Below are 14,508 nucleotides of genomic sequence, written 5' to 3'. Positions count from 1 at the left end.
GGCGTGGATGTCCGGCGATCAACGGCAGGAGTCTTTGCGGGACGGACGGTCCGCCGATGCGGAGGCCGAGGCGATCCGGGAGGCGGCGGACCTTCTGGCGAGGCTGTTGGATTCAGCGGTCCGGATTCCTGGGACAAACCTCTACCTTGGTCTCGATCCGTTGATCGGGCTGATCCCCGGCATTGGGGATGCGCTGGCCAGCCTAATCGGCGCGGCGATCCTGGTGATGGCCGTGCGGTTGCGCGTGCCGAGGGTGACGCTGGCCCGCATGTGCCTGAACCTGCTGTTGAACGGGGTTGTCGGGGCGGTTCCCGGGATGGGCGATGCTTTCTCGGTCTGGTTTCAGAGCAACCGGCGCAATGCGGCACTACTCCGGCGAGCCAGCGTGGTCCCTCGTACCGCCAACATCGTGGACTGGACGTTCGTCATCAGCCTCCTGACCGGCACCCTGGTTCTGCTGGTCGGTGCGATCCTGGCCGTCCTCTGGCTGGTGATGCGTCTGTGGGATTTAATGCGCCTGTCCCTGACGCTCTAAAATTTCTTCGGGTACACGATTTTCGCCAGACTAAAGAGCAGCGCATCGGATTGGACGCTGTTGGGGGTCCGGTTCAGGCATACCACGAAGGTGGCGTCGAGTTCCGGCGAGTAATACATGCTGATGTCGTAGCCCGGCACTTCGCCTCGGTGCCCCAGCCATCCCTTGTACTCCGCGAGACCCAACCCGTATTTCACGTCCGACCCTGGCACCACGGGTATCATTTTCAGTTGCTCCGCCTGCATCTTCTTCCCCACCAACGAGCCGGTCCCCAGGGCTTTGGCATAGACCTTCAGGTCGTTGACGTCCGAGACCATGGCGCCGGCGGCCCAGGCCCAGGAGGGGTTGAAGGCGGTCACGTCCACCAGCTCGGCCGTCTTGTTTCCCCGCAGGTTGAAGGACAGGCGCAGGAGATCGGCATTGGCGATGTAGCCGTTCGCATGCGGCTCGGTCGTATTGGGCAGCATGGGGAACGACGTGTGCTTGAGCCCGAGCTTCTGAATAATCCGACGGTCCATCTCTTCGTCGAGCCGGTGCTTGGTTTCCTCCTCGATGATCAGGCCGAGCAGGGCATAGCCGGTGTTGGAGTAATGGTGTTCCTTGCCGGGCTGTGCGGTGTCCCGGTGGGAGACGGCGTACTTGATCAATTCCTGCGGCGTCCAATAGAGGAGCAGGTTGGCGTAACTGACCGCTTCCAGCGCCGGATCGTCGGTGTAGCTGAAGAGGCCGCTGGTGTGGTTCAGCAACTGGCGGATCGTGATCTCTTTGGCGTTGGGAATCTTGAGGTCGTATTTCTTGTCGTACTTCTCGATGTCCTGATCGAGATCGATCACCCCGTCGCCGGCCAGTTGCAGAACGATCGTGGCGGTGGCGGTTTTGGTGATGCTGCCGATACGGAACTTGTGGTCCACGGCCATGGATTGGTGCCCGGCGAGACTGGCCTGGCCGAAGGCCTCGACCCAGGTGCCTTGGTCCGGCGCCCAGATCCCGATGACGGCGCCGGGAATGCCGCCTTTCTCCAAGGCGTCCAGGACGGTTTTCAGCAGTTGCGCTTCCTGCTGCGGGCTGAACGTGGCGGGCGGCTTGGGGGCTTTGATGGCGTCGCCCGATGCGCAGCCGCTGATCGTTAGGGTTAGCAGAAGAGTCACCGTGGCCCAGATCTGTCGTGCAGCGTGAGTCTTGATGGCGGACATGGATGCCTCCCGGAGATATGGCCTGCCGGTGAGTTGTACGGCGGTCCTTCGCTTCTGTCAATCGCGTCCGCCGATTGCTGTCGGTGTGCGAGGACAACGGAAAGGACGGGGTCCGCCTCCAGCGATACCCTCAAGCCCCAAGCGGTCTTTGCAAAAACAGTCAGGCCTTGGCCGGTACGAATTTCATGGCCGCGCTGTTCATACAGTAACGCAAGCCGGTCGGCTTGGGTCCGTCCTCGAACACGTGGCCCAAGTGTCCCCCGCAGCGTCGGCAATGGACCTCGGTGCGGGGCAGGATCAGCTTGTAGTCCGTCCTGGTCTGGACGGCGTGGTCGTTGATCGGTTGCCAGAAGCTGGGCCAACCGGTGCCGCTGTCGTATTTGTGCTCGGAAGCAAACAGCGGCAGGTCGCAGCCGGCGCAGTGGTAGACGCCCTTGGCATGGTTGTCGTGGTAGGGGTTCTTGAACGGCGCCTCGGTCCCTTCATGGCGCAGGACTTGATATTGCTCCGGCGTCAGAAGCGCCTTCCATTCCGCGTCTGTCTTGACCACTTCAAAACCCATTGCTGCCTCCTTTGCCTCGGTCGGTTTCGGACTCATGCCCTTAACCAGCCATCCGATTCCCAAGACCGCCAGGGTCTTGAGCAGGGTTCGTCGTTCCATGGGGGGCTCCTTATCGACAAGCACAACGGTGCTGCGAGGCGCGTACCGTTTAGTCGTCGATTCTCTTCTCTCCTTACGAAGGCTGGCGCAAGCCCGATTTTTATCTAGCTTACCGGCCTCCCTACCCATTTGCCAGCTCCATCATTTCATCTCATCCGGGTGTGTGAAAAACACCGCAAAGGCGTCCTATAAGACTCAACTTTGTGCCACATGGCCATTTTTTGCAGGCCATTTGCTCCAGTTTAAATCTAAAATAATTATATTATTTCAATATCTTGCGATATGTAATCGGGGCTGGTGTCAAGATGGTACCCATCTTGCTCAAGTAAGGGGCAAGCGATTGAACGGAACGAGGAAGCCAGAGGGTGCCAAGGAGGGAAGCCAACATGCTTACATTCTCACTGGTGGTGCTGTTCAGCTGGATGGTGGTTCGGGGTGGGGTCACGGCCTGATCAGATCATAGGCCGATGATCGGTTCGGATGTGCCGGACAGCCGGCGCCTTCCGTCAGCGTAAGACTGCGTCGAACATTCCGACTCCGGGGCTCACCCCGCTCTTCAGTACAATCTCACAGATATGGTCGAGCCGCTCGATGTGCTCGTAGGCCGACCAGGGATCAGACCCCACGGAACAGACTCCGTGGTTGGCCTGCCCGACGATGTCATAGTCCAACGAACCGTCCTGGTGCACGCCCAGACAGTCCGCGGTTGCGTCGGCGAATTCGCGGGAGAGGGCCGGCAGCGGCGGGACCGACGGGCCGACCTTCGTGTACCGGGAAATCTCCGGGAAGTCCGCGCAAATTTTCTGCAAGTCGAATCCCCGATAGATGGCCGCAACTACGTGGGTCGGGTGGATGTGGACCACGGCTCTCGTGCGCGGGGTATGGCACTGGATGTTCCAATGCATCCAGAGTTCTCCCGAAGGCCGTTGCTGCTCCAGGACGCGCGGCCGGCGCTCCGCTGTCGCCGCATCCGCGACGATTTCCAGCTTGACGATCTGCTCCGGGTGCACGATCGTTTTTCTGAATCCGGTCGGGGTGATGTAGAGGTACTTGCCCGCCTTTTTGCACAGGCTGATGTTGCCGTCCCTGGTGGTGATCCAGCCTTTGGCGTAACAGTGCCGCATCACGTCGCCCATGGCCGTCAGCATCGCGACCTCTTTCCCTTCGTCACCCGCTCACAGGGCTCGGTGTTCGTTGGTGTCGGTTGTGTGCGCCTCCGGCTCGGGAGACAGCAAGGTGTAAAGGGATATCGGTCGGAGGAAACCAAAGCTTGAGCGGGCAGCTCAGCGTCCGATGAAGACGCTCATGCTGCCGTCGTCGGCTGTGCCCTTGCCGCTCCGGATCGCATACCGGTTCGTCCCGCCCGCGTCGAGAAAGAGGCTCCAGGATTGCTGCTCGGCGATGCCCAAGCCGGTGGACTGTTGAAAGTCATACCAATCGTCGTCCTCTCCCCCATCCACGAAGAGGGCCACACTCCGGTCCCAGGCCGCTGCGCCGTTGTACAGGGGGCCGGTGGAGCCGTAGGAGTCCCTGCCGCCGGCATCCACGAATAGTCCCACGCCGAAATGGGCCGCCGCCCCCTGGCCGTATCGCGCCGCCACATGCTCGTCGTCGCCGCTCAGATCCAGTTTCGCGCCGGTCCCGAAGGCATAGCCCACACCCTGCGAGAAGTTGGCGCTGAGGGAACGGTCGTTGCCTGCCAGATCCAGGATCAGGCCCAGGCCCCCGGCGATGTCGGCCGTCGTGGAACGGTCGAGCTTGGGCATGAACCGTTGGCCGACTCCGGCCCCCATGCCGAAACACTCATATTGGAACTGCGCGTCGCCTTGCTTGGCTTGAGGCGCGTCCTGTTCGTTATAGCGGCTGGGATACCGATTCCCGCACTGATACTGGTCGTGGCCGGCGACGTCGATCAGGGCGCCCGTGCCGAGCGGCCCGCCGAACCCGATGGCATAGCCGAAGCTGCTGTGCGTATCGTTGCCGGCGAGATCGACCAGCAGGCCCAGCCCGCCGATTGCCGCTCCCTGCGTCAGGCGGGAGCCGACGTAGCGGTCGTCCCCTTCTCTGTCCTCCAGCAGGCCGATCCCCGCCAGTCCAACCCCGCCGCTTCCCGCCGCCAGGCGATATTGGTCGTCCCCGTTGCGATCCATCAGCAGTCCCACACCCAGCCGTCCGGTCGCCAGGCCGAGCGGCGAGGCTTCATAACGGTCGTTGCCGTCGAGGTCCAGCAAGAGGCTGACGCCGTGGGTGACATCCGTGGCGGCAGCTATCGTGCCTCGATAGGTATCGTCCCCGCCCAAATCCAACAGGAGGGCGACCGGTTCATGTAGGTCGTAGGTGTTGGGACCGGGTCCTCCGATAATCAGCAATCCCGACTGGGCGTTCTTGAACAGGAGCACTGGCCCCGTGATTCCCGGCAGCGGGTGAGTCAGGGCCGGCGTATCTTTGAAGGCGAGGCGAACCCTGCCCAGCCATTCTTCGTCGTCCAGGCTAGCGAGGAGCCGCGCGGCGTCCAACAAGGAGGCCTGGTCCAGTCGATCCCCGACCAACGCGAAGAAGCGGCGGTCCGCCTGCGCCTGCCGACGTTGGTCCTCGTCCCGTTCCGACCATTGCGGGACGAAGCCGTCCGCGAGCCGCGCCGCCTGGTCGAACAGGAATTGCCGCTCCTCGTCGGTCAACTGACTGAGGGCTTGCGCGCGCAGCCGGGCAGCTTCGGCGAGCAGGGCTTCCAGATAGGCCACATGGTCCTCTGCCTGTGTTGATGTCGGGGGCGCGGGCTGGGCCTTCGACCCAGGCGCTCGTTCCGACAACTGTTCCAGCGCCACCAACAATGGGTCCAGCGGCTGAGGCGAAGCAGTGGCGCCGGCCACGCGTGCCAGGCGCTGTTCCAATGTCGCGAAGCCGCGCCAGGGGTCCGTCAGCGTGCGCAGGCTGAGCGGCTGTTTGAACAGGACGGGCGCCGTCACAGCCTCGGCCAGGGCCTTGAGCGTGGCTGCCTGTTGCGCGCCGGCGGACCGTTCGACCTCTCCGCGCACCTGCGCGAGCAGCGTGGCCACCGGCAACGGCTTGTCCCCGATATCGGAGGGGATCGGGTGTCGATCGGCGCATCCGACCAAGGCGGTGAACAAGCCCAAGCCGATCGTGACGATGAGCCCGTTCACACTAGGCCCCCTCCGACCTATTGCGGCGCATCGAACCAGCCACCATCTTGAACTCGTACAGCCGGCATTCCAGCGCGCCGTTGAACAGCGGCGTGCGGCGGGAGGGAGCGAGTCCGATCAGCTTCGGCAAGCGAAGGTCGGCGGTCAAAATATAGGCGCGCCAGCCTGGAAAATACTGTTTGAGCAGGTCGCCCAGCTTCGGGTAGAACGCCGCCAGCATGGCGTCGTCACCGAGGCGGACCCCATAGGGCGGGTTGGTGATCAACAGGCCTTCCGTGGCCGGTGCCGTGAGGTCCAACACATCGGCCTGTGTCAGCCGCACGGCGTCTGCCTGACCGATTGCGTCCAGATTGGCCCGGGCCGCGCGCAACGCCGTCGCGTCCCGGTCGCTCCCGAAGATGGCCGGCTGAGCGTCGCTGGTTTGTTGCCCGCGGCTCGCGTCGCACAGCATCCGCCAACGTTGCGGCTCGAAGTTGCGCAGCTTCTCGAAGGCAAAGCGGCGGCCCAGTCCGGGGCTGATGCGCTTGGCCAGCATGACCGCTTCTTGCAGAATCGTCCCCCCGCCGCACATCGGGTCCAGCAGGACCTGGTCGCCGGTCCAGCCGGCCAGCTGGAGGATTCCGGCGGCAAGATTTTCGCGCAGCGGGGCTTCGGTTCCGGCCTTGCGCCAGCCTCGTTTGAAGAGAGCTTCCCCCGACGTGTCCAGATAGAACGTGAACCGGGTTTCATCCAGGAAGGCGTCGATCCGGATATCGGGCCTGCTGGTTTCGACGGTGGGGCGGCTTGCGGTGAGGGATTTGAACGTGTCGCAAACCGCGTCCTTGATCCGCAACGTGACGAAGTCGAGGCTCTTGAGCGGGCACCGCTTGGCGCTGACTTTGGCTTTGATCGTGCAGGAGGAGGGAAACCAGTCGGGCCAGGGCAGGCGAAGGGCGGCCTGGTAAAGGTCCTGCTCGTGCGCGTAGGAACCCTGGGCGATCCGCCAGAGGATGCGGCTGGCCAGGCGGCTGTCGAGGTTGACGCGGTAGCAGAGATCGAACGGGCCGGCGAAGCTCACGCCGCCTTGCGTGCCGGCAATATCCTGCGCGCCGAGTTTGGCCAGTTCGGCGCACAATAAATCTTCCAGCCCGCGCGGGCAGGGGGCAAAGAATGTCTGGGTGCCGCGATCCACGGGCTGGCAAGGGGCTAGAGGATCTTCAACAGGTCCACTTCAAAGACCAGCGTGGCGTTCGGCGGGATGACGCCTCCGGCCCCCCGCGCCCCGTAGCCCAAATTGGCCGGGATGGTGAGTTTGCGGCTGCCGCCCACCTTCATACCCTGGACGCCTTCGTCCCAGCCCTTGATCACGCGGCCCGCCCCCAAGGGAAACTCGAAGGGTTGGTTGCGGTCTTTGCTGGAATCGAACTTCTTGCCGTCGGTCAGCCACCCCGTATAGTGGACGGACACCGTCTGGCCCGATTGGGCGGCGGGTCCGGTCCCTTCCCGTGTGTCTTCGTACTGCAGTCCGGATGGCGTCGTGATTTCAGCCATGAATGACTCCTTTTTTATGCAATGCGGTATGGTGGAGATGCACCGGGGCTCTCAGCGGACGGCTCCGTACAAGTCCCGGCGATGGGCGATCGAGTGCACGGCCAGGAGCCGTTCGTCCTTGTCGATCGAGTAGAGGATGCGCCAGTCGCCCACCGCATACTTCGACAGGTCGGGTAAATCCGGCGCCAGGGGCTCGTGGCGGAGATTGTCCACATTGGAGGCCAGCCACTTGGTCTTGTCCAGCAGGCGCTGCGCCGTGCCCGGCTCGATCTGTTTCAAATCGGCCACCACGTTTGGGCCATAGGCAATCTGAAACCAAGCCATTTTTGTTACCAGCGTAGTCCGAGTTTTTCGGCCACGTCCTCGCCCGTGAGACGTGTCGTCGAGGCGAGGGATCCCTTGAGCCTGATCCTCGCCGCTTCCCCCAGGGTCAGGCCCAAGTCCGGGTCGCCCAGCAAGTCGCGCAGCCGGTCGTCCACGATGCCCGAGACCAGCTCGCGCAGTTGCTCGGGGGTTAGGTCCGACAAGTTCATGGTGCAAGGTCTCCGGCTGGATTACAATGGTCTTCTGTGTACGCTGTCCGATGCGGTCGAGTCAACCGGGGATGAAGCCCGTGCATCTCACGAAGGAGCCGGATGTATGAGCGGACGTTTGGACGGCAAGGTGGCGGTCGTGACGGGCAGCAGCAGTGGGATCGGTAAGGCCATCGCCCTGACCTTCGCTGCCGAGGGGGCCAAGGTCGTCGTGACGGCCCGCCGGCGCGATCTCTGCGCGCAGGTTGTGCGGCAGATTACGCAGCGGGGCGGGCAGGCCCTGGCCCTGCCCGCGGACGTGGCCGACGAGGCGCAAGTGGAGCGGCTGATCGCCGACACGGTCACACAGTACGGCCGGCTGGACATTCTGGTGAACAACGCCGGGATCGGGGGCGGCGACCGGATCGTCGAGACGAGCACGGAAGCGTTCAACGAAGTGATCGGCACGAATCTGCGGGGCACTTTTTTCTGCTGCCGGGCCGGGTTCCGTCGGATGATGCAGCAGCCGGAGGGTGGGACGATCCTGAACATGTCCAGCGTCTGCGGGCTGCAAGCCTGGGCCGGCACCGGCGCCTACAGCGCCTCGAAACATGCCATCATGGCGCTGAGCAAATCGTTGGCGGATGAGGGGCGTCGCTACAAGATCAAAGTCAGCGCCATTTGCCCGGGCGGAGTCGCCGATGCGCTCGTGGATGCGTCGCCGGAAGAGATCCGGCGCAGCGAGCAGATCAGTCCGTTCGACATTGCGGAAACCGCCGTGTATCTGGCGACGCTGGGGCCGCATGCGGTCGTGCACCACGTGGTCGTGGACCGGTTGGGCGCCGATTGGTAGCCGGCGCCCAAGCCGCGGACTAGGGCGCGGCCCAGAGGATTTTCCCCGCCTTGTCTTTCACCTTCAGCGCTTGCGGTTCGTCGGGTGTGAGGTGCAGGCTCCGGTTCCCGTCTTTGCCCAGCAACACCAACCCGACTTCTCCGTTGGCATCCAAGCCGAGACCGGCTCTCGTCCTGCCGAACTTGTCCACCAACAGGAATTCTTCCGAGTTGACCACCTTCATCCGCTGCTGAGCCAACGCCGGCTCCACGTTCAGAAGCCGGTCCGCACACAGGCCGCCCAGGAACCCGCCCACGAGGGCCACGGCCAGCACGGCCGCAAACTCCTTACGATTCATCGTCGTCCTCCTGCTGAACGTCTCCGCCCGTTCCTTCCGCGCCCTTTTGTACCATGTTCCGCAGCTCGTTGCGACCCTTGTATGGTCTGGGTGATTCCAGTATCATCGTCGGGCGCATTGCGTGCGGGACGGGAATAGACGGGGGCGAAGGGAGGCGGTCATGTCATGCTGGACACGGATCAAGATGGGAGCGGCCCTGGCTGTTGCCGCGATCCTGCTGGCCGTCTCTCCGGGCCGGGCCGAGGACAATTATGATCTGGTCGCCCGGTACGTGCTGGAGACGGTCCGGGCGTTCCGCACGGCCTACGTGTTGAACGTGGTGGAGCATGTCCGCGAAGGGGGCATTGTTCCGAAAGAAGACTGGATCAAGGATGCCCATGCCATTCCCCTCCCCGCCCAGTTCGTGAAGGCGGCCGGCGCCGATCTGGAATCTTTCGAGATCGGGCTGATCGGCTTGACCCCGGTGTACAAGAGTAATCTCCCCCGCACCCAGGCCGAGAGCGATGCGCTCCAGCGGTTGACATCGGATCGCAGCCAGAAGGTCGTTTCCTTTGTCGACGGCAGGCAATTCAAGGCTATGGCGGCCGATATCGCGGTGGTGCAGTCCTGCGTGGACTGCCACAACGTCCACCCGGACAGTCCCTGGAGAAACTACAAGAAGGGGGACATCATGGGGGCCGTCATCGTCCGTTTGAACAAACACGAGAAATGAGGAAAGCGCAGGGATCATGAACAAGCGAGCCTTGGGTATGGCGATGGGGGCGGGAGTGGTCGGCTTGGTCCTGTGGGGATCCGTGGCGCAGGCGGAAACCTACGATCTGGTGGCCCGCTATGTGCTCGAAACGGTCCGCGCCTTCCGCTCCGCTTACGTGCTGCACGTCGTCGAACATACGAAGGACGTCGGTATCGCGCCCAAGGAAGACTGGGTCAAGAACGCCCATGCGATCCCGCTGCCCGCCCAGTTTGTGAAAACCGCCGGGTCCGACCTGGACACGTTCGAGATCGGCATCATCGGTCTGACCCCCATCTACAAGAGCAACCTGCCCAAGACCGACGCCGAGACGGAAGCCTTGAAAAGCCTCATGGCCGATCCCAGCAAGAAGATCGTCACCTTTTCTGACGGGAAACAGTTCAAGGCCATGGCGGCCGACTTCGCCGTCTCCCAGTCCTGCGCCGACTGCCACAACGGCCACCCGGAAAGCCGCTGGCGCAATTTCAAAAAGGGCGATGTGATGGGCGCCATCGTGGTTCGGCTGAGCCGGCAGGCGAATTAGATGGCCGACACCTATCCCCGCAGTCCCAAGGCGATGCTCGGCGGCATCATGCATCTCGGGCGCATGATCGACAAAGTGCGCCTGCGCCATGCCGGCTTGATTCAGGACTACAACTATCTCACGGCGGGCTTCGACAAGTACCTGCTGGATCTGCTCGGCCTGACGGGCGACGCTTTCGAACGGCGAGTGCAGGCCGGCGGCACGGACGATGAGCTGCTGGCCTGGGTGCGCCGTGAGGGCAAGCCGCTGACGGAGGCGGATATCCGGCTGTGGAACCAGGGCCTCCTGAAAGCCGCGCCCAAGGACGAGGCGGCACAACACAGGTTTCAGGTCCGGCTTGCCGAGATCGCGGCCAAACGGAAGGTGCCGGTCGAATCGCTTCCTTCGGTCACTACCTGGGTGGAGGCCATCGAGTTGGACGAAGGGCGCTTGTGACCACCGGCTTGTGCCCGGTTCCGAACCGCGCCGCGAGACTTCCGTGCCGGCGCTCCCCCATTCCCCGTTGACCCCTCACGCATAAGTCAGTAAGCTCGGCTGTCTTGGCCCGGCCCGGTGGCCGGTTCTCGCGAGTCCGTCGCACCGATCGCGCGTGAGCAGAAGGACCCCGATGCAGCGTCCGGAACCTCCTTGCCCGCATCCCGACACCAGCGCCTTACTGGCCTCCGTGGAGCTGTTTCATGGGTTGGATCAGCCCACGCTGAGGAAGCTGGGGGACGAGATGGAGCCTGTCCGGCTGTCCGCCGGCGAGGTGCTCTTCCGCCGGGGCGATCCCGCCGACAGTCTGTATCTCGTGGCGGACGGGTGCCTGCAGGTGGTTTTCGAACGGGCCGACGACACCGAACAGGTGTTGGGGCAGATTGCCGTCGGCGGCTGCCTCGGAGAAATCGCCCTCCTCGCAAACCAGCCCCGGTCGGCGACCGTCCGTGCCATCCAGCCGTCGGAACTGATGCGTCTCACCAAGGCGGGGCTCGATCGGTTTCTGGCCCAGCATCCGGACATCAAACAACAGTTGGAGCGCTTGGCGAGCAGCCGGCAGTCCGGCCAGTCTCTTGCCTTGATGGATCTGTTCCGCGGACTCGACCAATCGGCCCTCGATCAGGTCATTCAGGAATCCGCGTGGCTGCGTCTGTCCGGGGGCGACACCCTGTTTCGGCAAGGGGATCCCGCCGATTGCCTCTACACCGTCGTGAGCGGCCGGCTCGAGGCCATCATCCAGGAGGAGGGCGGGGGTGATCCGATGGTGCGACCCATTGGGCGGGGGACTTGCGTCGGGGAGATGGCGCTGTTGACGGAGGCCCCCCGTTCGGCGACGGTGCGCGCGGTACGCGACTCGGAGTTGATCCGTCTCCCCAAAGCGGCGTTCGACCGCTTGTTGCAAGCCCATCCGCAGGCCGCCGTCGAACTGTCACGCACGCTGGCCCGGCGTCTGCAGCAATCGGATGCGTCGCGGACGAAGACGACGCCGATCGCTACCATTGCGGTGGTGCCCGGCCACCAGGCCGTCCCGCATGCCCGTTTCGCCGAACGCCTGGTCTCGGCGTTGGGGACCTGCGGCGGCTCGGTGTTGCATTTGGACGGCAGCCGGCTGGACCGGCACCTGGGGAAGGGCACGGCCCAGGTGCCGCTGAACAGTCTAAGCAACAACCGGATCGTGGATTGGCTGAACGACCAGGAAACGCAGTACCGATATCTGCTCCTGGAGTGCGACTCGACTCCCTCCCCCTGGACCAAGCGCTGCCTGCGACAAGCCGACCTGATTCTCCTCGTCCATACGGCGGGCGCCTACTCATCGCCCGGCGTGATCGAGATGCTGATGCGGTCGGGGGAAGCCGGCGGGGCCGGCGCCAGGAAAGAACTGGTCCTCCTGCATCCGGATGACGCGAAGGCACCGGAGGGCACCGGTCAATGGCTCAAAGCCTGCCAGGTGTCCGCCCATCATCACGTGCGGGCCGACCGGCAAGCGGACTACGAGCGGTTGGCCAGGATCCTGACCGGGCACTCGGTGAGCTTGGTGCTGAGCGGCGGGGGCGCGCGGGGGTTCGCCCACATCGGCGTCATCCGGGCGATCAAGGACTGCGGGTTGCCCATCGATCTCATCGGCGGCACGAGCATGGGGGCGATCATCGCCGGACAATACGCCATGGGGCGCTCCGTCGAAGAGATCGTCGAGTTGAACCGCAAGGGGTTCGTCGGGCTGGCGCCGCACCGGGACAAAACCCTGCCGATCATGGCGATGATCACCGGCCGCAAACTCACCAAGATGCTCAAGATGATGTTTGGCTCCCGGCAGATTGAAGATCTCTGGATCAAATACTTTTGCGTGTCGGCGAATCTCACGCGTGCCGCGATGATGGTCCACCAGGCCGGGCCCTTGTGGTTGTGGACCAGGGCCAGCGTGGCGGTGCCCGGCGCGATTCCGCCCGTGGTCCTGCCGAACGGAGACCTGCTGATCGACGGCGGCATCCTCAATAACCTGCCGGCCGACGTGATGGGCGAGTTAGCCCAGGGGGCCGTGATCGCGGTGGACGTCTGCGCGAGGACCGACTTGACGACCAACGTCGGCGCCCATACGTTCTTCTCGGGCTGGCAGCTGTTTTGGCGCCGGTTGAATCCCTTGGCGAAGCGCGTGTCGGTGCCCAACATCTTCAATATTCTGACCCGGGCGACGATGCTGAACACCTTGTCGAAGATCGAGACGATCAAACGACAGGCGGATCTCTATCTCCACGTCCCGACCGAAGGGATCAGCATCTTCGACTGGAAATCGATCGACCGGATCGTGGACATCGGCTATCATTCCGCAAGGGAAACCCTCGAGAACTGGAAGCGGAACCGTCCGACGTAGCCGGCCCGCCCGCCAACGCCGAGCTGGAGGTGTCCATGAACGCGCGTGCCATCCTGTTGTGTGCAGTGGTCCTGGTCGGCTGGCCCTGGGGGAACGCCGACGCCGACACGCTCCGCCAGATGTTCAAGGCAGTGGACGGCGCGGTCATCGTGATCCAGACCAATCGCAAGGAGACCGTGGGCGGGCCCGAGCAGAAACCCACCACCCTCGCGGGGATGGGCTCGGGGGTGCTGATCTCCGCGGACGGCAAGGTCATGACGGCGGCCCATCTGGTCCAGACGGCCGACGAGGTTACGGCGCATTTCCAAACCGGCGAGGTGGTCAAAGCCAAGGTCGTGACCTCCGAACCCTCCGCCGACGTGGCCCTCCTCCAGTTGGAGCGGGTCCCGCCGCACACCGAGGTGGCCAGGCTCGGGAACTCCGACGAGGCTCAAGTCGGCGACCAGGTCTTCGTCGTGGGCGCGCCGTTGGGGCTGGGGCATACGCTGACGGTGGGCCATATCAGCGCCCGGCACAAACCCAAAACTATGTATGGCGGCCTGGCCCAGGCGGAGTTTTTTCAGACCGATGCCGCGATCAATCAGGGCAACTCTGGCGGGCCCATGTTCAACATGGCGGGCGAGGTCATCGGCATCGTCAGCCACATCATCTCCAAGTCGGGCGGCTTCGAGGGGCTGGGGTTCGTCGTGACCTCGTCGGTGGCGCGGCGCGTCTTGCTGGAGAAGAATCCTTATTGGAGCGGGGTCGAGGGCTTCCTGCTCTCCGGCGACCTCGCGAAGGTGTTCAACCTCCCGCAGCCGGCCGGGCTCCTGGTCCAGCGGATTGCGGCCCGGTCGCCCGCCGCGGAAATCGGGTTGCGTCCCGGTTCGATGCAGGCGGTGATCGAGGGGCAGTCCATCCTCGTCGGCGGCGACATTGTGCTGGAGGTGCAGGGGGTTCCGATCGTGGGCGACGGCTCCAGCACTACGGTGATCCGGGACCGCCTGGCGAATCTGAAGTCGGGCGACGTCACGAAAGTCACGGTGCTGCGGGAGGGAGAGAAAAAAGAATTGACGAGAAAAGTCCCCTAAGCGGTCGCCTACTCCTCCGGCTCAAGCCCCAGGCGAGCGGCCAGCCCGGGCACCGTGTAGGTCTCCCGGCCGTCCAGCCTGATCAATTCGATGCCGGCGTGTTCGCAGACGGCATTCAGCAGCCGATCCCGCGTCTGCCGTTGCGGCGAAGGCGGGGCTGCGTCACGCAGCTCGATGACCTTGACGACCGACAGACTCCCCGGATGCACTAGGGCGAAGTCCACGCGTTTGAGCGCCACCTGACTCAGGAAGGCGCCACGCGCCTGGCGGTCTTGCGTATGAATGTCAACCAGGCACCAGACCGGCACCTGGGCAAAGACGAGAAACTGGTCCTGCACGGCCAGCCGTAAGAGGTTGTAGAAGGCGGCTTCAGCCTCCGAGAGCAGCGGTTGCGGGGTGAGGGTGAGCCCGGGCGGAATGGGCGAGGTGATGTCTTTCGGTTGGCCGTCTCCCCTGTCCGCCTGCCGGCGGCTGATCCTGGTCCGGAGCAGCAGGACCAGTCCCAGAAGCAGCATCCCTCCGGCCACATTCAGAATC

General features: G+C 63.9%; 17 protein-coding genes. 7 read left to right on the top strand and 10 right to left on the bottom strand.

Annotated features, from left to right (window positions below; all coding sequences use genetic code 11):
- The first annotated feature begins 7 nt into the window (after positions 1-7).
- On the top strand, positions 8-535 hold the full coding sequence (locus tag EPO61_04590) for a DUF4112 domain-containing protein (protein ID TAJ09995.1): 528 nt from the start codon (positions 8-10) through the stop codon (positions 533-535).
- On the opposite strand, the gene EPO61_04585 is transcribed toward EPO61_04590, so the two are convergent.
- From EPO61_04585 to EPO61_04550, 8 genes are all read right to left on the bottom strand, one after another.
- Complete coding sequence (locus EPO61_04585) at positions 532-1,728, bottom strand: class A beta-lactamase-related serine hydrolase (protein TAJ09994.1); 1,197 nt, start codon at positions 1,726-1,728, stop codon at positions 532-534. The two genes, EPO61_04590 and EPO61_04585, sit on opposite strands and share 4 nt — an antisense overlap.
- A gap of 160 nt (positions 1,729-1,888) precedes the next feature.
- Positions 1,889-2,389, bottom strand: a complete 501-nt coding sequence (gene msrB, locus EPO61_04580) for a peptide-methionine (R)-S-oxide reductase (protein ID TAJ09993.1) — start codon at positions 2,387-2,389, stop codon at positions 1,889-1,891.
- Positions 2,390-2,895: 506 nt separating this feature from the next.
- The gene (locus tag EPO61_04575; protein ID TAJ09992.1) at positions 2,896-3,537 is read right to left on the bottom strand and encodes a class II aldolase/adducin family protein; all 642 of its coding nucleotides are present in this window, start codon (positions 3,535-3,537) and stop codon (positions 2,896-2,898) included.
- A 135-nt stretch (positions 3,538-3,672) separates the two neighbouring features.
- A complete protein-coding gene (locus EPO61_04570; GenBank protein TAJ09991.1) occupies positions 3,673-5,550 on the bottom strand; it encodes a hypothetical protein in 1,878 nt (625 codons plus the stop codon).
- A gap of 1 nt (position 5,551) precedes the next feature.
- Positions 5,552-6,721, bottom strand: a complete 1,170-nt coding sequence (locus tag EPO61_04565) for a class I SAM-dependent RNA methyltransferase (protein ID TAJ09990.1) — start codon at positions 6,719-6,721, stop codon at positions 5,552-5,554.
- Between the two features lie 14 nt (positions 6,722-6,735).
- Positions 6,736-7,080, bottom strand: coding sequence for an FKBP-type peptidyl-prolyl cis-trans isomerase (locus EPO61_04560; GenBank protein ID TAJ09989.1), 345 nt, complete (start codon positions 7,078-7,080; stop codon positions 6,736-6,738).
- A 51-nt stretch (positions 7,081-7,131) separates the two neighbouring features.
- A complete protein-coding gene (locus EPO61_04555; protein TAJ09988.1) occupies positions 7,132-7,404 on the bottom strand; it encodes a type II toxin-antitoxin system mRNA interferase toxin, RelE/StbE family in 273 nt (90 codons plus the stop codon).
- Positions 7,405-7,409: 5 nt separating this feature from the next.
- Positions 7,410-7,613 (bottom strand): hypothetical protein, encoded by a 204-nt coding sequence (locus EPO61_04550; protein TAJ09987.1) that lies wholly within the window; start codon positions 7,611-7,613, stop codon positions 7,410-7,412.
- Positions 7,614-7,719: 106 nt separating this feature from the next.
- Here EPO61_04550 and EPO61_04545 point away from each other — a divergent pair, with 106 nt between their 5' ends.
- Positions 7,720-8,445, top strand: coding sequence for an SDR family oxidoreductase (locus tag EPO61_04545; GenBank protein ID TAJ09986.1), 726 nt, complete (start codon positions 7,720-7,722; stop codon positions 8,443-8,445).
- A 19-nt stretch (positions 8,446-8,464) separates the two neighbouring features.
- Here EPO61_04545 and EPO61_04540 read toward each other — a convergent pair whose 3' ends face one another.
- The gene (locus tag EPO61_04540) at positions 8,465-8,782 is read right to left on the bottom strand and encodes a hypothetical protein (GenBank protein TAJ09985.1); all 318 of its coding nucleotides are present in this window, start codon (positions 8,780-8,782) and stop codon (positions 8,465-8,467) included.
- Positions 8,783-8,942: 160 nt separating this feature from the next.
- Here EPO61_04540 and EPO61_04535 point away from each other — a divergent pair, with 160 nt between their 5' ends.
- From EPO61_04535 to EPO61_04515, 5 genes are all read left to right on the top strand, one after another.
- Positions 8,943-9,494, top strand: coding sequence for a DUF3365 domain-containing protein (locus tag EPO61_04535; protein ID TAJ09984.1), 552 nt, complete (start codon positions 8,943-8,945; stop codon positions 9,492-9,494).
- A gap of 16 nt (positions 9,495-9,510) precedes the next feature.
- Complete coding sequence (locus tag EPO61_04530) at positions 9,511-10,056, top strand: DUF3365 domain-containing protein (protein ID TAJ09983.1); 546 nt, start codon at positions 9,511-9,513, stop codon at positions 10,054-10,056.
- On the top strand, positions 10,057-10,491 hold the full coding sequence (locus tag EPO61_04525; GenBank protein ID TAJ09982.1) for a DUF5069 domain-containing protein: 435 nt from the start codon (positions 10,057-10,059) through the stop codon (positions 10,489-10,491).
- A 172-nt stretch (positions 10,492-10,663) separates the two neighbouring features.
- Positions 10,664-12,901 carry a cyclic nucleotide-binding domain-containing protein gene (locus tag EPO61_04520; protein ID TAJ09981.1) on the top strand — a complete coding sequence of 746 codons (2,238 nt, stop codon included), beginning with the start codon at positions 10,664-10,666 and terminating at the stop codon, positions 12,899-12,901.
- A 35-nt stretch (positions 12,902-12,936) separates the two neighbouring features.
- Complete coding sequence (locus EPO61_04515; protein ID TAJ09980.1) at positions 12,937-13,971, top strand: trypsin-like serine protease; 1,035 nt, start codon at positions 12,937-12,939, stop codon at positions 13,969-13,971.
- An 8-nt stretch (positions 13,972-13,979) separates the two neighbouring features.
- On the opposite strand, the gene EPO61_04510 is transcribed toward EPO61_04515, so the two are convergent.
- Positions 13,980-14,486 carry a DUF2726 domain-containing protein gene (locus EPO61_04510; GenBank protein ID TAJ09979.1) on the bottom strand — a complete coding sequence of 169 codons (507 nt, stop codon included), beginning with the start codon at positions 14,484-14,486 and terminating at the stop codon, positions 13,980-13,982.
- Positions 14,487-14,508 lie beyond the last annotated feature (22 nt).

It is taken from the genome of Nitrospirota bacterium (assembly GCA_004296885.1).
GTDB lineage: Bacteria > Nitrospirota > Nitrospiria > Nitrospirales > Nitrospiraceae > SYGV01.
Note: the sequence above shows the minus strand (reverse complement) of the source record. Positions and strands in the feature narration are given on the sequence as shown.

What these genes read in the sequence shown, in the direction of transcription:
- EPO61_04590 (TAJ09995.1), top strand. Translation starts at nt 8, where the DNA reads ATGTCCGGCGATCAACGGCAGGAGTCTTTGCGGGACGGACGGTCCGCC.
- EPO61_04585 (TAJ09994.1), bottom strand. Translation starts at nt 1,728, where the DNA reads ATGTCCGCCATCAAGACTCACGCTGCACGACAGATCTGGGCCACGGTG.
- msrB (TAJ09993.1), bottom strand. Translation starts at nt 2,389, where the DNA reads ATGGAACGACGAACCCTGCTCAAGACCCTGGCGGTCTTGGGAATCGGA.
- EPO61_04575 (TAJ09992.1), bottom strand. Translation starts at nt 3,537, where the DNA reads ATGCTGACGGCCATGGGCGACGTGATGCGGCACTGTTACGCCAAAGGC.
- EPO61_04560 (TAJ09989.1), bottom strand. Translation starts at nt 7,080, where the DNA reads ATGGCTGAAATCACGACGCCATCCGGACTGCAGTACGAAGACACACGG.
- EPO61_04555 (TAJ09988.1), bottom strand. Translation starts at nt 7,404, where the DNA reads ATGGCTTGGTTTCAGATTGCCTATGGCCCAAACGTGGTGGCCGATTTG.
- EPO61_04550 (TAJ09987.1), bottom strand. Translation starts at nt 7,613, where the DNA reads ATGAACTTGTCGGACCTAACCCCCGAGCAACTGCGCGAGCTGGTCTCG.
- EPO61_04545 (TAJ09986.1), top strand. Translation starts at nt 7,720, where the DNA reads ATGAGCGGACGTTTGGACGGCAAGGTGGCGGTCGTGACGGGCAGCAGC.
- EPO61_04540 (TAJ09985.1), bottom strand. Translation starts at nt 8,782, where the DNA reads ATGAATCGTAAGGAGTTTGCGGCCGTGCTGGCCGTGGCCCTCGTGGGC.
- EPO61_04535 (TAJ09984.1), top strand. Translation starts at nt 8,943, where the DNA reads ATGTCATGCTGGACACGGATCAAGATGGGAGCGGCCCTGGCTGTTGCC.
- EPO61_04530 (TAJ09983.1), top strand. Translation starts at nt 9,511, where the DNA reads ATGAACAAGCGAGCCTTGGGTATGGCGATGGGGGCGGGAGTGGTCGGC.
- EPO61_04525 (TAJ09982.1), top strand. Translation starts at nt 10,057, where the DNA reads ATGGCCGACACCTATCCCCGCAGTCCCAAGGCGATGCTCGGCGGCATC.
- EPO61_04520 (TAJ09981.1), top strand. Translation starts at nt 10,664, where the DNA reads ATGCAGCGTCCGGAACCTCCTTGCCCGCATCCCGACACCAGCGCCTTA.
- EPO61_04515 (TAJ09980.1), top strand. Translation starts at nt 12,937, where the DNA reads ATGAACGCGCGTGCCATCCTGTTGTGTGCAGTGGTCCTGGTCGGCTGG.
- EPO61_04510 (TAJ09979.1), bottom strand. Translation starts at nt 14,486, where the DNA reads ATGCTGCTTCTGGGACTGGTCCTGCTGCTCCGGACCAGGATCAGCCGC.